A 17,787-nucleotide genomic window follows, 5' to 3' on the forward strand; every position below is an offset into this window, starting at 1 on the left:
TGGTCAATGTTGTGGGCCATTGATTAACTCCAATTTATTCAATTGGTGATGCAGGCGTTGAACATTTTTCATCCCATATTTGATTAACTTGTGTAGGAAGTAAAATTTCATGGCCACCTTCCACAAACGGAATGGATATATCGGATCGCCCATTATCATTGGTGTATGCTTTAATAATAAAACGCTTAAAGCCATCAGGTTTATCGCCTTTATATCTGAATACTTCACCACAAACGTATCCAACCTTTCCATTATCGCTTGTGTATTTTGAAAAATGATATTCAATATTTTTAAACTCAGCGGCTTGTGGATATGCAAGAACATCATTCACATTTTTTTTTACTTGCTCAATCAAACTTAATGAAGGCGGCTTCATATATAATGCACCTAACAGAAATGCGGCACCAAAAATAAGTATTGCTATGATTATTTTAAAAAAATTCATTCAAATCACCACTATAATCGTACATGAAATATCAAATTCTAATAACAGATAATAGCTTTATATTCATCAAAATCCACCTTTAAAAATAATTTATAACAATAACTATTAACAAAAGAAATTCACAACCTGTTTAGCCTATTCTTCATGTTGACTCTGAATAAATAGACTCAGTATAGTAAGATAAAATTCAGACTAAATTGGACGGTTAAAAAATGAAGACTATTGGGTTAATTGGTGGAATGAGCTGGGAATCAACTCTACTTTATTATCAGCAAATTAATGAAGGTATCAAAAAACATTTAGGTGGCTTACATTCTGCTAAAATTGCTATGTATAGTGTTGATTTTGCAGAGATAGAGCATCTGCAAGCTACGGGCCAATGGGAACAAGCAGCCGACTATTTAGCTAAGGCAGGAATAAATGTAAAATTAGCAGGTGCTGATTTCTTAGTACTTTGTACAAATACCATGCACAAAGTTGCTGAGCAAATTGAAAATCAAACAAAACTACCTTTACTTCATATTGCAGATGCAACTGGTGAATGTATAGTGAATGAAGGTTTTAAAAAGGTAGGTTTATTGGGTACAGCATTTACAATGGAACAATCATTCTACAAAGACAGACTCATAGATAAATTCAGTTTGACTGTAATAACACCAAATTCTAAAGATAGAAAAATAGTTCACGACATTATTTATCAAGAACTCTGCTTAGGTGTGATAAATGAGCAGTCTAAAAAAGAATATCTGCGTATTATAACGGAACTTATCAGCCAAGGTGCTGAAGGTATTATCCTTGGTTGTACAGAGATAACGCTACTTGTTGATAAAAATGACGTTGATATTTGTTTATTTGATACAACAGCTATCCATGCCCAAAAAGCAGTCGAGGTTGCATTAAGTCTCTAAGCTATTACATTATAACCATCTAAAAACTAAGGCTAATTATTGATTTTCCCTATTAGTAATAGCCTTAAATTCAATTTATTAGTGGTGATTAATTGCTAACTCAAATTTAATTTCTATTTTTTATCTTATTAGATTGCTTAATTATTCAAATTCACTAAATTAAAATTTATTGATTACTCATGAAGTGTATTGTTAGGGTTTTATCCTGTAAGGTTCAAATACTTAATACTTTATTATATTTTAGCTATCAATGTACCTTAATCTTGCATTTACAGATTTTTTACCATTGAATATAAAATTTAATCGGTGATAATTTACACTATAACTTTGCCTCAGAATTGGATATTATGAACGGAAAAAGATTAAATAATGAAACATTAGGACAATTTATAAAAAAGAATAGAATTGCTCTTAATCTGACAACAAAAGATGTTGCAAGTGCTGCATCTATTCCTGAAAGTACATATATTCAATACGAAAATGGTACTGTATCAGTATTTATTGATCATCTCGTGATTTTTACAAGAATATTCAATGTTGAGCTAAGAACTTTTTTCGATATATATATCAACCCAGAAAAACACGGCTAAAACATAGCTTGTTATTTTTAGTTAAATAAATCAGCAATAAGATGAGTTTTTATTGCTGATTTTTTAACATACATCAACTTGAAAATGAAATTATGATAACCGAAAATTATTTTTTATTAATTAATAACTTAACAGTTTTTTAAAATCGACTATTTTCATATTACTATTATGGTACTTACCATTAACCTCAATGTTTTCATGCTATTATCCTCTATTTTACTAGACAAAATTCAAGACCTTACGTACACTAAATTTTCACTTAAAAAATGATAAGGAGTCCTAATGGTATTTTCTAAAGCAGAAAGAGCACCCTTCTAATAAATTTATTTTTTTATTAATTAGAAGGGATTAAACAATGCAATACATTAAATTTAATATTGAAACTTGGCAACGCAAAGAACATTTTCAATTATTTGAAGACCAACTAAACTGTGGATTTAGCTTAACCACAAAGATAGATATAACTCACTTAAAAAAATTCATACAATCTAAAGGTTATGGATTTTATCCTACTATCATTTATCTACTATCTAAAACCGTAAATAGATACGCTGAATTTCGGCTAGCAAAAAAAGATACTGAGCTAATTTTATGGGATATTGTTAGTCCAAACTTTACTATTTTTCATCAAGATACAGAGACCTTTTCATCTTTATGGTGCGAATACTCTGATGATATTGATATTTTTATGATGAATTATAATCAACAAATATCACTTTATAGTGACGACCTAAGCTTGTCACCACAACCAAAACAGATCGATAATATTTTCTACGTATCATCTCTACCATGGTTAACTTTCGATAGCTTCAATCTAAATATCGCGGATATTACAAAAAATTATGCCCCGATTTTTACGATGGGAAAATTTTTTTTAGACAATGAAAAATATTTATTACCACTAGCGATCCAAGTTCACCATGCAGTGTGTGATGGCTTCCATGTAGGGCGATTTATTAATCAGCTACAGTTATTCTGCAATGAATTAACCGATTAATATTTAACTTATAAAGGGCTGGAGACGTCAACCTATCCCTCCCTTTTTTGAAATATGAATTACATAAACAAAAGCCATGACATAAAAAATATATCTCCCACTATCTCATTTTGGATGACATACTCCAACGGAGTGATTACCATTTTAATGGTACTGACAAGCGTCAGGGAGAATATATCAACTGTGTTTATTATTGGCATTATCTTTCCTTTTTCCATAAAAAAATCAAATATATTATGAGCAAATTCAATAAGATAAACAAAGTCCTTTGAAGGTTTATTAACTTATTACATTCTCTATAAAATGTATTTTGTCTATTTTTATTGGTGATACTCGTACAATTCACCGATCAAGTTTATTTGCTAAGCAATGCTCTGTTTCTTTTTACTTACTAGTATCGTAACCCCCTATGCTTCTGCTATTATATGTCCCCTTTTCAGGTATTTTCACCGAAAATAATTTTTAGTTTTTCATCTGTGAATTGTTCGATTACAGCGCTACTTCCAATTACAGCGTTCTATAGAGCTAAAGAGAACTACTGTACAACTACCGATAACAATTAAAACCTAAAAATACATTATTTTCAGAAACTTAAACAATAACTGACGACATTACCGAACAATAGAAAATGAATACTCAAAAAGAACAATATAGCTTTAATAAATTACAAAAAAGAATACGCCGTGATGTAGGTCAGGCTATTGCTGACTTTAACATGATTGAAGAGGGTGACCGCATCATGGTTTGCCTATCCGGCGGAAAAGATAGCTATACGTTACTTTCAATTCTACAAAGTTTGCAAAAAAGTGCGCCAATTTCATTCTCTTTAATTGCCGTTAATTTAGATCAAAAACAACCGGGATTTCCTGAGCATATTTTGCCTGAATATCTCAATACACAAGGTGTCGAATATAAAATTGTTGAAGAAAACACCTACAGTATCGTAAAAGAAATCATACCTGAAGGTAAAACCACCTGTTCTTTATGTTCACGTCTACGCCGTGGTATTCTATATCGTACAGCGAGTGAGCTCGGCGCTACAAAAATTGCACTTGGCCACCATCGCGATGATATATTACAAACAATTTTTTTAAATATGTTTTATGGTGGCAAGCTAAAAGGAATGCCACCTAAATTAATGAGTGATGATGGAAAACATATTGTTATTCGCCCTCTTGCTTATTGCCGCGAAAAAGATATTGAACGCTTTGCTGAAGCAAAAGAATTTCCAATTATTCCTTGCAACCTATGTGGTTCACAACCTAACTTACAGCGCCAAGTTATTAAGGAAATGCTGAGAGATTGGGATAAAAGTCACCCTGGACGCATTGAAACTATGTTCCGTGCGACTCAAAATATCGTTCCATCACATTTATGCGATACTGAATTATTTGATTTTAAAAATATTTCACATGGTGATGACATTATCAATGGTGGCGACCTTGCGTTTGATCGTGAAGAATTTCCAGTGCAAGCCGTAATCGATGAGGATGATAAGCCTAATTTTAATGCTGAACGTCTCAATGTAGTTGAAATAAAATAGTTTTCTAGCCATTCGCACTACTCTAGGTCTCACTAATAGCTTCTTATCTAGAAGCTATTATGAGTCAACAATACCACTTTTAATTGCTGATAATTATTCTCAAATTTCAGGCAAAAAAAAGCCGACATAATTTTGTCGGCATTACAGTGGTCAATTATTCTGTATAAAAACTCAATATGAGAAAAACTACAATTATGGAGCACAACGTTCATCGCTCAACGTTGCATTCACCTGCGGAACTAATAATGCACTAAAACTCTATTAGTTTTATTGATTTATCTCAAACTAGTTCCGTTTACCAAAAATAACTCGTCTTTTTTAGAGCCAACGACTTTTTCTTAGCCACCAAAATACAGTACCAATAAGACAGGCTAATAAAATACAAAAAGCACTAAAAGCAAATCTAAATTCACCACCAGGAATACCGCCTAAATTCACGCCAAATAATCCAGTCAAAAAAGTAGTCGGTAGAAAGATCATCGCCATTAATGACATCGTATAAATCCGTCGATTCATCATTTCTGTCATCATATTCGTGATTTCATCGGACATAATCGCCGTTCTAGCAATAAAACCATCTAAATCTTCAATACAGCGACCTAATCTATCTGAAATTTCTTGTAGTCGACGTCGGTCATCATCATCAAGCCATAATAGTTTTTCAGCCGTTAATCGCGACAACATATCTCTTTGAGGTGCCATATAACGGCGCACAACGATAATCTGTTTTCTCAACAGCGCTAATTCCCCTCTTTCCGGAATTTCGCCACGTAATATGTAATCTTCCATCTCGATTAAACGTTCGTGCAATGAATCAGTAAAATCACTAATTTCATCTGTAATTGCATCAGTGACCTCCACTAACCAATCACCCGTACTCTGAGCACCAATACCTTCTTTTAAATCGCCAATAACACTATCTAAGGAATTAACTTTTCGATGTCGACTAGATACAATTAAGCGACTATTGATAAAAACGCGAAAGGCGACTAATTGCTCAGGGCGTTGCCCCATATTCGTATTCAGTGTTTGTAATGTAAGTAACACACCATCACCAACACGGATAATACGCCAGCGACCTGAATGACCTGAAAGCGCAGATTTAACCTGTTCGTTAAATAAATCTGATTGTTGTATCCATTGAAAACTATCTTGGTTTTTATAATCGTAGTGTAACCAAAATGGAGATTGCTGCGTTGCGCTCGCATTCACATCAATGGGAAGTAATCCACCGTCACCATTTAACTGAAATGCATGTACAGGATTTGAGTTTTGAAATAAAGAACCATAAACCAACGCCATGCAAATATCCCTTTTTATTAACAATAAGTTATTAATAATAGAATAAAAGAAAGATTGCAATATTTTCAACAAAAGGTTTTTTATCAATGTCTTTTTTTTGTGCTAAAAATAAGCGTTAACTGACTGTTAAGTTAATAAATACACAGCAAAATCGTTAAAATCGCCATTTTTGCTAAAAATAATCACATTTTTTGACACAAACGAACAATAAAACTCAGAGTAATTTCCTTATCATTCATATTGTAGTGTTTATTCCTTTTAGATTCTCCTTCCTTCTCTCCAGTGGGAGGAGCTTTTTTATCCTTATATCCTTATTTATCAAAATATTACTTTCTTTTTATTCTTTATTATAAAAATCAGCCCATACAAATATGGACTGAGTAGCACCACTAATGTTGAATAATATAAAAACTATGACTATAAGCAACATCCTCTGGATTCCCAATCGGATACCCTTTCAGCCATGGCTTAATTAAGCGTGCATTTGTATATTGGTAAATAGGTGCAATAGGTGCATCTTTTGCAATAATAGCTTCGGCTTGATTATAGTAGCTATTACGTAGACCTTCATTCGTTTCAATACTTGCGGAAGAAATCACTTGGTCATATTGCTGGCTATTATACTTAGGAATATTGCCAGTATGTTTAGATGTCAATAATGATAGAAATGTAGAAGGCTCATTAAAATCGCCAATCCACGATGCACGAATCACATCAAAATTTCCCGTATTGCGGCTATCTATATACGTTTTCCATTCTTGATTAACGAGTTTAACCTGAACACCAAGCTTTTTTTTCCACATAGATGCGACTGCAATAGCAATTTTTTGATGGTTCTCCGAACTATTATACAATAATGTTAATTCTAAAGGATTCTGTTCACTATAGCCTGCCGCTTTTAATAACACTTTGGCTTGCTGATCTGATTCTTTCTGTGAAAACTGAGAGCCTTTTAGCTGAGGTTTAAATCCATCAGTTACATCTGGTGTAAAATAATAAGCGGGTTTTTCACCCGTACCCAAAACTTTAGTCGCAATTAACTGACGATCAATCGTCATCGACAATGCTTTACGTACCCGTACATCATTAGTCGGCGCACGCTGAGTATTAAAGGCATAATAATATGTACCTAACTGATCCGGCGTAAACACTTCGTTAGGAATATCTTTCAATAATTTTTGATATCGTTGTTTCGGAAATGATTCCGTAATATCTAAATCACCAGCTAAATAACGGTTAGTCGCTTGAGATTCTTGGTTAATAGGAACAAATATCACCTTAGTAATAACTGTATTCTTATGATCCCAATATTGACGATTGGGCGTTAAAACAATTTTTTCGTTTACAACACGATCGGAAAGTTCAAATGCGCCATTACCAACTAAATTACCGACCTTAATCCAGTCAGCGCCAAACTTCTCAATGGTTTCACGGTGAACTGGAAATAGACTAAAGTTTGCCGTCAATGAAGGAAAATATGGCACAGGTTTATTTAAAACAATTTTTAATGTGTATTTATCAATAGCTTCTACACCTAGATTTTCTGCAGGTGTCTTACCATCAATGATTTCTTGTGCATTATTGATACCTGCAAGTGCGGCAAACCATGCAAACGGTGACGTATTCGTTGGTGTAACAAGCCGACGCCAACTATATACAAAGTCATCTGCTGTAACTAATTCACCATTAGACCAACGGGCATCAGGGCGTAATTTGAAGATCCATACCTTATTATCTGTTGTAGTCCAGCTCAATGCTGCACCAGGAATCGGTTTACCTTGATTATCCTGATTAACTAAACCTTCAAATAAATCACGCATCACCTGTGCTTCTGTTAAGCCTACTGACTTAATAGGGTCTAATGACGCTGGTTCATCTTTGATATGACGAGTGACTTGCTGAACAACTGCCAATCGGGTGCCTTCGGGGACAATAGCGCCAATCGCAGGTGTAGTACCAATAATTGATGCCAATAATACAGCTAATGAGGTAAAAGTGTGTTTATGCATTTTATTTTTCTATATTGTTTTTGTTGTCAAGAGTCAGCTAAATATTCGACACATAAACATGAAGAAAATCAGCTAAGTAAGAAATAATAAAATTATAATTATCTAGCGACAAAATTTGACCAAATACCCAGCCTCGCGATCAAACTATAATTTATCTCTTTAGCATCATATGCTTTCGTTTATTAAAAATCCATATACGCCGCCTAATTTTTGGCTCACATAAACAAACATAAATAAAAAATTAAATAAATAGAATTCAATGTATTACATGCGATAAAAATAATAACCTCTTGTATCCATATCCTCATTTTTTGACGTACTTATTCGATTAAGTGAATTGAATGCAAAGAAACTAATACATAGGAAGACTCATTTTGTTACACTAGCTCTTAGAGTGCGACACAATAGCAACATAAGCATAAACACTAATTATCCTTAGGTACTGTGGCTCCAGACGATACCTAATGGTGTAATAGTTAATATGTATTAGCTATTCACATTGTCATGATTTACGTTATATAAATTATTGATGTAAGCGTTGTTCTTCCTAAGCATCTTGAGTTGCTGATTTATTAGGGGTCAGGTGACAACGCTCTATGTGAATTATTTTTAAGTGTAAGAATCGTATTAAAAGCACTCAGTTTGGTCAATCATAAATGTAAACTACGCAGTAATACTACTTAATCTGAATAAATCCCTATAATCGCAAAGGTTTTATTCAATCAAAGGGTTAAGTTGTTAATTACTCAACTTAGAACGGGAGAAAAATTCATGTCACAAACAGTTAAGTTAAAAGGAAATGACATCACAGTTAATGGTGTTTTTTTACAGCCTAGCGCACAAGCTAAATCATTTACTTTAGTCGCTAAAGATCTCTCTGAAGCAACACTTGAAAGCTTTCAAGGGAAACGTAAGATTTTAAATATTTTCCCAAGTGTCGATACAGGTGTATGTGCTACATCAGTTCGTAAATTCAATCAATTGGCAAGTGAATTAACCAATACGGTTGTACTATGTATTTCTGCTGATTTACCATTTGCTCAAGCACGTTTTTGTGGCGCTGAAGGTCTTGATAACGTAGTCACTTTATCTACATTCCGCAGTCCATCGTTTGCAGATGATTACGGTGTCGCAATTTCAAGTGGCCCATTGAAAGGTTTAACCGCTCGCTCTGTTGTAGTACTTGATGAAAACAACAAAGTGATTTATAGCCAACTAGTTCCAGAAATTACTGAAGAGCCTGATTATGACGCAGCTCTCAATAGTGTGAAATAATACAATACTTAGTGTATGACGATATTTAAAGTCATTCACATTTAAAATAAAACAAAGTAGCAGTTCAATAATTGTCTGCTACTTTTTTATTATCAATCTATATGGGCCCAGTATAATGGATGATGATTTTTTGCATTAACTACATTAGCAAACAGTTTATTTTCACTCATCATGCTAATAAGTGAATGAGAGAGCGTACCTAATATTTTTAATGCTTGATCCTGTGTTACAGGGCAACAAGAAGTCAATATATCAATGATTAAATCTCTTGGTTTTCGGCCATTTTTAACCAATGCTTCCCAAGTAAACCGATTTTTTTTAGTTAAATATTTTACAGCCGCTTTATTCATTAAATAAAGTTCAGCAGCAGATGCCGCAGATTCAAACATATCACTTTTATAATGACGCTGATTCATGTATTCACGTAATTTCAGGTTTACAATAAAATTAATAGTGAATTGATCCATTGCAACTCCTTGTGGGCTCATCGCCAACTTTACGATATTGATTTTAATTTATTGAAATATATACCATTCATGATCTGCGTGCTTTTTATTAAATGACAATTAAATACATTCTCCCTCTTCATATATAGCTATAGCAGAAAAAATAGGCTATTAGCAACAATCTTATTAGGGTTTTGTCGGTTATCTACAAGAAATTAATACGTAAAGAGGATAGAAAGGCTAAGTGGCATTCTCATATTTCATAGTACCTATAGCCTTGTTGAATAAATTAAATATATTTAAACGATATCAAAATTAATCAGGGAAATATCTGATCTCTAGACGTGTTCCTTTTTTATCTTGATTAAATTCTAGATGTGTTTCACCGCCAGCAAATACTTGTTCTATATTTAATTTCTCAATGCCATCCCAATTATAATTAACTGAGATGCAATTATCATTGCTGCATTTGGTTTCTAAATTTTTATTTAAAACTAGCTTACTACTAAGAAAAGATTGGTCGTCTTGTCCTAGCAAACTTCTGTATTTTTCATAAGCTTGAAGCAGTGATGCATTTTTAAAATAACATTCTGTCAGTGCGCCATTTTCATAAACATCCGCCATTTCTTGTTTTTGGCTCTTACACACTTTATCCAGCTCATGAGAGGGCTGACTATTTTGTGCCATAGAATAAAAACTAAAACTGAAAGCTAAAATAGTAATGCCAAATTGAATTTTTTTTCTCATTTTATTTACTCTTGCTCTTTTTTTGCACTTAATCCATATTCTCTTAATTTATTTGCTATAGCGGTATGGGATATATCAAGGCGCTTAGCAAGCTTACGAGTACTTGGATAATCTCGATATAAACGTGATAAAACAGAAGCTTCATATCGCTTAGTTATTTCATCTAAAGAACCATTTAATGAGTCAAGAGCAACATTCGGTACATTACCAACATCCGGTAATTGAATATCATCAGCCTCAAATAAATTTCCCTCTAACTGACTTAATCCTTGATAAAGTACATTACGTAATTGCCTAACATTACCGGGCCAATAGTAACGATTTAGAGATTCAAGGAGTGATGAAGCAAGTTTTGGTTCTGATATATTTAACTCTTTAGAAAAGCTTGAAACAAAGACTTTTGTCAGTGGAAGAATATCTTCTTTGCGTGAGCGTAACGGTGGAATTGTTAATGTTAATACATTAAGGCGATAATAAAGATCTTCCCTAAATTTTTTCTCAGCAACTAACTCTGGTAAGTTTTTTTGTGTTGCACAAATAACCCGCACATTAACTTTAACTTCACGCTCTTCCCCTACCCGTCTAAAAGTACCATCATTAAGAAAACGCAGTAATTTTATTTGCATTTGGGATGACATTTCAGCAATTTCATCAAGTAAAACGGTTCCACCATTTGCTTGCTCAAAAAAACCTTTTTTTCCCTCAACAGCATTCGGGTATGCTCCGGCTGCATAACCAAATAACTCGCTCTCAACGACATCATCAGGCATTGAGGCGCAGTTAAGGCCAAGGAACGGCGCATTGCCGCGTGAGCTATGTAAATGGCATGCTTTAGCTAATATATCTTTACCTGTCCCTGTTTCTCCGACTAACAATAAAGGCTCATCTAACAAGGCCACGCGCTTTGCTCGTTCAACAACCTGAGCCATCACGGGGCTAACAGCCACTATTTGTTCAAAACCATTATTATCAGCCTCAACAACTTGTTTACGCTGCTTTTCTAAAATAGCTGCTGACTTCAATAATAGAACAGCACCAGTACAATGCGATTTACCATTTTCATCAGCCAAAATAATCGGTGTAACTTGCATTAAGTAATCGAAACCTTTTATCACTATTTTTTCCGTATATGGTTCTGGTGATTCACGTTCAAACCAACGCAGTAACCCATGGCTAGTGACCAGCTGTGAAAATGTTTTTTGTCTTATTTTAGCTTCATCATAACCAAATAATTGCAGTGTCATTGGATTAACCAGTTCAATGCTTAATTTATTATCAATAGACAAAACAGGTTCTGGAAATGAATTAAGTAACGCCCATACTGCTTTATGTTCCCGCTCTGATGGCATGAAAAAAATCCGTCGGACATCAATTACACCATTGATCCGACGGATTTCAGCCATTAACGTACTAAAAACTTCAAAGTCAACGGGGGTAAAATTAAGGTATATCTTGCGCTCGACGGATATTTCGATGCCTTTTAGGTCGATATTTTGTAGCACTAAAAGATCCAATAATTCACGGGTTAGACCGATACGGTCTTGGCAAGTAACTTCGAGGCGCATGGGCATAAACCTTTCAAGAAAGAATATTGATTGGAGGCATTTTAGCGCCAAATAGAGTTGGAATACAGTAGTTGTGTCACATATTGTTGACAGTTTGTATTACGGGAGCTAACGAGATGCTTAAACTGATAACTTGTGATGATTTCACGAGTTAGAGCTGAAATAAAATTCAGGATCTATACGAAATAGAGCAGGATGAGAAAAACTGTCAACTCACCCTGCCAATCTCTTTTACATCTTATGATTTTTCTTTTTTACTTGGAATGGCATTTTTTAACTGTCCAATTAGTTGGCGACGAAAATCGGCTAACCGAGGTTTATCTTCAATCCACGGCAGTGGACGACAAAGCTCCATCGCCTTAATACCCAAGCGCGCTGTTAGCAGACCCGCACCAATACCTTGGGCTGCACGAGTTGATAAACGCGCAGTAATATCTTGAGACAGCCAATCCATTCCCACTTCGCGAATAAGCTCTGAAGCACCTGCAAAAGCAATATTAATCAAGACCATACGAAATAATCGAATGCGGCTATAATAGCCTAATTCAATGCCATATATCGCGGCAATACGATTAATTAAACGAATATTACGCCAAGCAATAAATGCCATATCAACCATCGCTAATGGGCTAACCGCAATCATTAGTGCCGATTCAGCGGCTGAACGACTAATTTCTTTTCGTGCATGTTCATCAAGAACAGGCTGAACTAATTTACTATATAACTCAACTACTTCACGGTCATTATGGGTATCAAGTACCGTTGTATGCCAACGTTGAATAGCGGGATGCTCCGCAGAAAGTGCTGATTGTTTAGCCAATTTTTCACAAAAAGCTTTACCTTGACCCATGCCATGGCTATGAAGTAATTCACGCGCAAAATCACGCTCTTGTGCTCGTTCTCTTAATCGATATAATCGTCGCCACTCGCCTACAATCGAACCAACGCCAGCCACAATAATTAATCCACCCGCAGCCGCGGTACCTAATGCAGTCCAATCTTGCGTTATCCACGATTGATGGATCCAAATACCTAATTGAGCAACAACGCTAACCCCAAAAATTGCAGCGGCTGTGGTGACTAATTTACGCCAAAAGCTACGTTTAGGCTTTAATGCATCATTAATTAAGCTTTCAACTTCGCCGTCTTGGTTATCTTGTTCAGCCTCAATATCCACCGGAATAAATTTTTCGAGTGTTTGTTCATCAAAAATTTGTGCTTTTTTGAGTATATCTTGCTGTTTTGCCTCATCAAGGTCTGCAAAATCAATTCGCTGTTTTAGTGGCTCACTCATTTCAATTTATCTCCCAATAAAAACTCAAGGGCACTATCCATACGAATGTGTGGTAATGGCTGATCAAGTGAAATTCGACGAGGCCTAAAGTTTTCAAACTGAAAACCTTGCTGCTGCCAAAAATGTGCATTGGGTAAACGTTTCGGTACTTCTCCCGGATAAAACGTGATCGGTTGTCCATCAATTAAACGTTCACCTTTTAGCGCCGGCAGTTTTTCACCTTTATAATCAACAAGACCACTTTCTGTTGCTTGTATTGACGCCAACCCTACGCAATCCATACTAATCCCTTCAAATGCGGCATTTTGCCAGGCTTCTTGGACTAGCTGTTGCAATAAAGAAACTAAATTTGCATGTTGATCCGAAGTCACATGGTCTGACTTGCTTGCGGCAAACAAGAGTTTATCAATACAAGGCGAAAACATACGTCTTAGTAAAGTTCGTTTACCGTAATGAAAACTACGCATGAGCTGAGTCAATGCCATTCTCATGTCATTAAACGCATCTGGGCCACTATTTAAAGGCTGTAAGCAATCTACTAAAACAATTTGACGGTCGAAACGTTGGAAATGATCTTTATAAAAACCTTTAACCACATGTTCACAATAATATTGATAACGACGTTGTAGCGCACCAATATTGGTATTTTTACCCGCCTGAGCCAGTTTTTTTTCACCGTACTTTTCGATATCTGGCCAAGGAAAAAACTGTAATGCTGGCGCACCCGCGAGCTCACCTGGTAAAACAAATCGACCGGGTTGAATAAAATGTTGCCCTTGTGATTTACACTCTTGCAAATATTCAGTATATGCATTTGATATATCAGCTAAAAGGCTTTCATCTACAGGTGCTAATGGATCACATTTTTTACATAACTGTAGCCACTCATTGGCTAAATGTGCCCTTTTCCCCTTCAATAAAACGTTCATTTGACTCGACCAAGCCAAATAACTTAAATCAAGCATCGGTAAATCTAATAACCACTCGCCCGGATAATCCACAATTTCTACGTATAAAGCTGAATTATCAACAAAGTGACGAATAAAAGAATCATCCGAACGGTAATGTAACTTCAATCTAATTTCACTGACGCCACGCGTCGGTGTCGGCCATTGAGGCGGCGTGCCATAAAGTGAAGCAATACCTTCATCATAAGCAAATCGAGGCACCGATAAATCACGATGAGGAATACGTTTTACACCTAATATTCGTTTATCTCTTGCCGCTGAAAATAATGGCAAACGAGCGCCTGTGTTTACATTAAGCAGTTGGTTAACAAGGGATGTGATAAATGCCGTTTTTCCGCTACGACTAAGTCCTGTTACTGCAAGTCTTACATGGCGATCCACACCGCGATTCACCAAATCAGTCAATTCATTCTGTAGTCGTTTCATGATCGTCCCATTTTTCAATACTTTTATCATTCAATATAGCGACTTACTGAACTATTTCTATTACTTAAATTAGATTAATTTATTTTGTAGCTACAAATATTTTTCAATATTGGCTTTTATAAACAAAATAATTAGCAATATATCTTTTATCTTATCATTCGCTTAGTCAGCCGATTTAACAACCATTTACTACCAATAATCTTTAAAATTTTTCCAAAAATCCCGCCTGGTCCATAAGTAATCAATAGTGTTAATACCCATTTTAGACTCTTGCTAATAACTATTTTTTTCGTATGTTGCTTGAGCTTGTTGTTTGCATTTATTGGCATTATTCACAGTCCCAATTGGACAATAAAAACATAGGGAATACGGTATAAAACCCTATTCCCATAAATGTGATGGTGATACTATTTTTACAGATTACGGAATTTACTATTTACCGTATAAGTATCAGAGGTGACATAACGTTCGATTTGTCGAAGTTTCATTTCCCCTGATTTTAGTTGTGAATCTATTTGATTTAGTAAACTACTCACTTCTGGCCCAATATCTTGTTCAGCGCGATAACCGCTCGGGGCTGTCTCCACAACAAAACACATAATGATGTACACGATTAATGTAAGGCCAAAACTCATAAAAAGCGCTAACACCGCTAACGCTCGAACTAAAGCAACTGGTACATCTAAATATTCTGCGATACCTGAACAAACACCGCCAAAAACGCGTCTATCTGTTAAGCGATACAGTTTGCGGTTGCGCAAATTAGTCATTATCTTTGCCTCCAGTTAGGATGTTCCGCATCTAAAATATCTTCTAATGTTTTGATACGTTGCTGCATACGAGATGACTGCTCAGCTAATTGCATCAAACGTTGTACTTCATGATCGGTAAGCTGGCTCCCCTGCCCACTATTTCTTTTGCTGTAATGCAGCCACAGCCAAATAGGCAGAATAAATATGACAAATATGATTAATACGAGAGACAGAAAAAAATAGCCCATCACATTTCCTTATACTTATGGTTAGTTAATCCATTGCACTGGCGCAATGTTTACACTGCGCCTTGTGAATCAAAGTTAAGATATTATTACTGGTCTTTATTTATTTTAGCTTTAAGTGCAGCTAACTGCGCGCTAATTTCATCATCCGCTTTTAATTCTGCAAATTGTTGATCCAGTGATTTTTGTTTACCAATACCAAAACTTTGTGCTTCCCCTTCCATATGGTCAATGCGACGCTCAAACTGCTCGAAACGTGCCATTGCTTCATCTAGCTTACCACTATCTAACTGACGGCGAACATTACGGCTTGATTGCGCCGCTTCAAAACGTACAGTCATCGACTGTTGTTTAGCTCGAGTCTCTTGTAATTTACTTTCTAACTCAGATATCTCGCCTTTTAAGCGCGTTAATGTTTCATCAACAATAATCAGCTCATGTTTAAGCGTATCAACCATTGCGCTGACTTTTTGTTTTTCAATCAAAGCCGCACGCGCTAAATCTTCTTTATCTTTAACTAAAGCTAACTCCGCTTTTTCTTGCCATTGAGCAACTTGCTTTTCGCCCATTTCAATGCGGCGTTCTAAACCTTTTTTCTCTGCTAAAGTACGTGCAGATGTAGAACGTATTTCAACTAGCATATCTTCCATTTCCTGAATCATCAGGCGGATCATTTTTTGCGGATCTTCTGCTTTATCTAGCAGTGATGCGATATTTGCATTAATGATGTCGGCAAAACGTGAAAAAATTCCCATTATTTATGTCCTCTTGATGGATTTTATCATTCTGTAGAGCCTCAACCTGATTTTGGTTTCCAACCAATACCCGATGCTCCATAAATTACATTCTAACGATTAACAATAATTATATAGCAATCACTGTGCCAACTTTTGAAAAAATAAAGCAACATCTTGATTGTAAATATAAAAAAATATAATTTCCGATTATACTTAATCTGAACTATAGTTTATATCAAGGTGAAAAATACCAATAATTGGCGAAATAAACCATGAAAAACACTAACGATACCATTCTTGGTATTTCAAGTAACTTCCTTGATGTCCTTGAGCGAACTTCAGAGCTTGCACAACTAAATAAACCCATTTTAGTCATTGGCGAACGAGGTACAGGTAAAGAGTTAATTGCAGATAGGCTTCATTATCTATCTCCTCGCTGGCAAGAAGCTTTTATCTCTCTTAATTGCAGCGGACTCAATGAGAACTTACTGGATTCCGAATTATTTGGTCATGAGGCGGGTTCATTTACTGGCGCACAAAAACGCCATCAAGGTCGCTTTGAGCGTGCAGATAAAGGAACTTTATTTCTTGATGAGCTCGCGACGGCTCCAATGTCTGTTCAAGAAAAATTATTGCGCGTAATAGAATATGGCGAATTAGAACGTGTTGGCGGTAGCCAATCATTACGCGTAGATGTGAGACTGATTTGTGCAACTAATGCCAATTTACCAGAACTCGCAAAGCAAGGTCATTTTCGTGCAGATCTACTCGATAGATTAGCGTTTGAAGTTATCCGTATTCCCCCACTCCGAGAGCGACTACCTGATATTCTTTTATTGGCTGAACATTTCGCTATTTTGATGTGCGGGGAACTAAAACGCTCTCATTTTAGTGGATTTTCATACCAAGCTAAACAAGCTCTCGAACAATACCAATGGCCCGGCAATGTGAGGGAATTAAAAAACGTGGTAGAGCGCTCAGTTTACCGCCATAACAATGCTGATACGCTTGTCGATACCATTATTTTTGACCCATTTGGTGAAAAACTGGCACCACTCACCGAGACGTTAGATTTAAATCAAATAACTAATACTATTTATCCTTCACTCCCTTGCGATCTACGCCAATGGCAACAAGATTCAGAAAAACAACTCATTCAAAATGCATTATCACAAAGTCATTTTAATCAACGCAAGGCCGCTCAATTGCTGTCCTTAAGTTACGATCAATTAAGAGGGTTGATTAAGAAACATCAAATTAAGTTATAATGAATTGATATAATTAATAAAACAGAATAGCTGATTAAAATTTTAGGCTTGGCTAATTATAATTATTAATAAACATTAAGCTTAGATGCCACTGAAAATAAGATAAAAAAAAGCCAGCACCCATGCTGGCTATAAATAAAACACTGTAAGCAATGTGAGCGATATCATGCCCCGTCTTCAAAAGCTTTCACTTAAGAGACAAAACGAATGATAATCGTTATCAGTGCTGTTTGCAAAATATTTTAATGCTATCTTCTTGTTATAAGACAA

General features: G+C 35.4%; 17 protein-coding genes. 6 read left to right on the forward strand and 11 right to left on the reverse strand.

Annotated features, from left to right (window positions below; translation table 11 throughout):
* Window positions 1-34: 34 nt before the first annotated feature.
* A complete protein-coding gene (locus tag DD649_RS19665) occupies window positions 35-445 on the reverse strand; it encodes a hypothetical protein (RefSeq protein WP_294110852.1) in 411 nt (136 codons plus the stop codon).
* 212 nt (window positions 446-657) lie between these two features.
* On the opposite strand from DD649_RS19665, the gene DD649_RS19670 reads away from it, so the two are divergent.
* From DD649_RS19670 to ttcA, 4 genes are all read left to right on the forward strand, one after another.
* Window positions 658-1,353: an aspartate/glutamate racemase family protein gene (locus DD649_RS19670; RefSeq protein WP_294110853.1), complete on the forward strand. Its 696-nt coding sequence runs from the start codon at window positions 658-660 to the stop codon at window positions 1,351-1,353.
* Between the two features lie 347 nt (window positions 1,354-1,700).
* Complete coding sequence (locus tag DD649_RS19675) at window positions 1,701-1,943, forward strand: helix-turn-helix transcriptional regulator (RefSeq protein WP_294110855.1); 243 nt, start codon at window positions 1,701-1,703, stop codon at window positions 1,941-1,943.
* A 355-nt stretch (window positions 1,944-2,298) separates the two neighbouring features.
* Entirely contained in the window at window positions 2,299-2,940 is a 642-nt protein-coding gene (gene catA, locus DD649_RS19680) for a type A chloramphenicol O-acetyltransferase (RefSeq protein WP_294110856.1), read from the forward strand.
* Window positions 2,941-3,568: 628 nt separating this feature from the next.
* Window positions 3,569-4,483, forward strand: coding sequence for a tRNA 2-thiocytidine(32) synthetase TtcA (gene ttcA / locus DD649_RS19685; RefSeq protein WP_294110857.1), 915 nt, complete (start codon window positions 3,569-3,571; stop codon window positions 4,481-4,483).
* A gap of 318 nt (window positions 4,484-4,801) precedes the next feature.
* Here the strand turns inward: ttcA and zntB are convergent, their stop codons facing one another.
* Both zntB and DD649_RS19695 read right to left on the reverse strand, forming a co-directional pair.
* A complete protein-coding gene (zntB, locus tag DD649_RS19690; protein WP_294110859.1) occupies window positions 4,802-5,785 on the reverse strand; it encodes a zinc transporter ZntB in 984 nt (327 codons plus the stop codon).
* Between the two features lie 389 nt (window positions 5,786-6,174).
* Window positions 6,175-7,794 (reverse strand): peptide ABC transporter substrate-binding protein, encoded by a 1,620-nt coding sequence (locus DD649_RS19695; RefSeq protein ID WP_294110861.1) that lies wholly within the window; start codon window positions 7,792-7,794, stop codon window positions 6,175-6,177.
* Window positions 7,795-8,565: 771 nt separating this feature from the next.
* Here DD649_RS19695 and tpx point away from each other — a divergent pair.
* Window positions 8,566-9,069, forward strand: a complete 504-nt coding sequence (gene tpx, locus DD649_RS19700; RefSeq protein ID WP_294110862.1) for a thiol peroxidase — start codon at window positions 8,566-8,568, stop codon at window positions 9,067-9,069.
* 92 nt (window positions 9,070-9,161) lie between these two features.
* Here the strand turns inward: tpx and DD649_RS19705 are convergent, their stop codons facing one another.
* The 8 genes from DD649_RS19705 to pspA form a co-directional block, all read right to left on the reverse strand.
* On the reverse strand, window positions 9,162-9,536 hold the full coding sequence (locus tag DD649_RS19705) for an ATP-binding protein (protein WP_336431075.1): 375 nt from the start codon (window positions 9,534-9,536) through the stop codon (window positions 9,162-9,164).
* A 294-nt stretch (window positions 9,537-9,830) separates the two neighbouring features.
* Entirely contained in the window at window positions 9,831-10,262 is a 432-nt protein-coding gene (locus tag DD649_RS19710) for a hypothetical protein (RefSeq protein ID WP_294110866.1), read from the reverse strand.
* 5 nt (window positions 10,263-10,267) lie between these two features.
* Window positions 10,268-11,827 carry a transcriptional regulator TyrR gene (gene tyrR, locus DD649_RS19715; RefSeq protein WP_294110868.1) on the reverse strand — a complete coding sequence of 520 codons (1,560 nt, stop codon included), beginning with the start codon at window positions 11,825-11,827 and terminating at the stop codon, window positions 10,268-10,270.
* Window positions 11,828-12,065: 238 nt separating this feature from the next.
* Complete coding sequence (locus DD649_RS19720) at window positions 12,066-13,121, reverse strand: YcjF family protein (RefSeq protein ID WP_294110872.1); 1,056 nt, start codon at window positions 13,119-13,121, stop codon at window positions 12,066-12,068.
* Window positions 13,118-14,515: a YcjX family protein gene (locus DD649_RS19725; RefSeq protein WP_336431076.1), complete on the reverse strand. Its 1,398-nt coding sequence runs from the start codon at window positions 14,513-14,515 to the stop codon at window positions 13,118-13,120. The genes DD649_RS19720 and DD649_RS19725 overlap by 4 nt, the downstream gene beginning before the upstream one ends.
* 413 nt (window positions 14,516-14,928) lie before the next feature.
* The gene (gene pspC / locus DD649_RS19730; RefSeq protein WP_294110876.1) at window positions 14,929-15,285 is read right to left on the reverse strand and encodes an envelope stress response membrane protein PspC; all 357 of its coding nucleotides are present in this window, start codon (window positions 15,283-15,285) and stop codon (window positions 14,929-14,931) included.
* Window positions 15,285-15,515: an envelope stress response membrane protein PspB gene (gene pspB, locus DD649_RS19735; RefSeq protein WP_294110877.1), complete on the reverse strand. Its 231-nt coding sequence runs from the start codon at window positions 15,513-15,515 to the stop codon at window positions 15,285-15,287. Before pspB ends, pspC begins: the two co-directional genes overlap by 1 nt.
* 86 nt (window positions 15,516-15,601) lie before the next feature.
* Complete coding sequence (gene pspA, locus DD649_RS19740; protein WP_294110881.1) at window positions 15,602-16,267, reverse strand: phage shock protein PspA; 666 nt, start codon at window positions 16,265-16,267, stop codon at window positions 15,602-15,604.
* A 254-nt stretch (window positions 16,268-16,521) separates the two neighbouring features.
* On the opposite strand from pspA, the gene pspF reads away from it, so the two are divergent.
* Entirely contained in the window at window positions 16,522-17,517 is a 996-nt protein-coding gene (gene pspF / locus DD649_RS19745) for a phage shock protein operon transcriptional activator (RefSeq protein ID WP_294110883.1), read from the forward strand.
* Window positions 17,518-17,787 lie beyond the last annotated feature (270 nt).

The sequence above is a fragment of the Providencia sp. genome, from assembly GCF_003533305.1.
Lineage (GTDB): Bacteria > Pseudomonadota > Gammaproteobacteria > Enterobacterales > Enterobacteriaceae > Providencia.

Excerpts from the sequence above, each read along its gene's own strand:
- tpx (WP_294110862.1), top strand. The coding sequence starts at position 8,566 with ATGTCACAAACAGTTAAGTTAAAAGGAAATGACATCACAGTTAATGGT.
- DD649_RS19720 (WP_294110872.1), bottom strand. The coding sequence starts at position 13,121 with ATGAGTGAGCCACTAAAACAGCGAATTGATTTTGCAGACCTTGATGAG.
- zntB (WP_294110859.1), bottom strand. The coding sequence starts at position 5,785 with ATGGCGTTGGTTTATGGTTCTTTATTTCAAAACTCAAATCCTGTACAT.
- DD649_RS19725 (WP_336431076.1), bottom strand. The coding sequence starts at position 14,515 with ATGAAACGACTACAGAATGAATTGACTGATTTGGTGAATCGCGGTGTG.
- pspF (WP_294110883.1), top strand. The coding sequence starts at position 16,522 with ATGAAAAACACTAACGATACCATTCTTGGTATTTCAAGTAACTTCCTT.
- DD649_RS19670 (WP_294110853.1), top strand. The coding sequence starts at position 658 with ATGAAGACTATTGGGTTAATTGGTGGAATGAGCTGGGAATCAACTCTA.
- DD649_RS19705 (WP_336431075.1), bottom strand. The coding sequence starts at position 9,536 with ATGGATCAATTCACTATTAATTTTATTGTAAACCTGAAATTACGTGAA.
- DD649_RS19675 (WP_294110855.1), top strand. The coding sequence starts at position 1,701 with ATGAACGGAAAAAGATTAAATAATGAAACATTAGGACAATTTATAAAA.
- pspC (WP_294110876.1), bottom strand. The coding sequence starts at position 15,285 with ATGACTAATTTGCGCAACCGCAAACTGTATCGCTTAACAGATAGACGC.
- tyrR (WP_294110868.1), bottom strand. The coding sequence starts at position 11,827 with ATGCGCCTCGAAGTTACTTGCCAAGACCGTATCGGTCTAACCCGTGAA.
- DD649_RS19695 (WP_294110861.1), bottom strand. The coding sequence starts at position 7,794 with ATGCATAAACACACTTTTACCTCATTAGCTGTATTATTGGCATCAATT.
- pspA (WP_294110881.1), bottom strand. The coding sequence starts at position 16,267 with ATGGGAATTTTTTCACGTTTTGCCGACATCATTAATGCAAATATCGCA.
- ttcA (WP_294110857.1), top strand. The coding sequence starts at position 3,569 with ATGAATACTCAAAAAGAACAATATAGCTTTAATAAATTACAAAAAAGA.
- pspB (WP_294110877.1), bottom strand. The coding sequence starts at position 15,515 with ATGGGCTATTTTTTTCTGTCTCTCGTATTAATCATATTTGTCATATTT.
- DD649_RS19710 (WP_294110866.1), bottom strand. The coding sequence starts at position 10,262 with ATGAGAAAAAAAATTCAATTTGGCATTACTATTTTAGCTTTCAGTTTT.
- catA (WP_294110856.1), top strand. The coding sequence starts at position 2,299 with ATGCAATACATTAAATTTAATATTGAAACTTGGCAACGCAAAGAACAT.
- DD649_RS19665 (WP_294110852.1), bottom strand. The coding sequence starts at position 445 with ATGAATTTTTTTAAAATAATCATAGCAATACTTATTTTTGGTGCCGCA.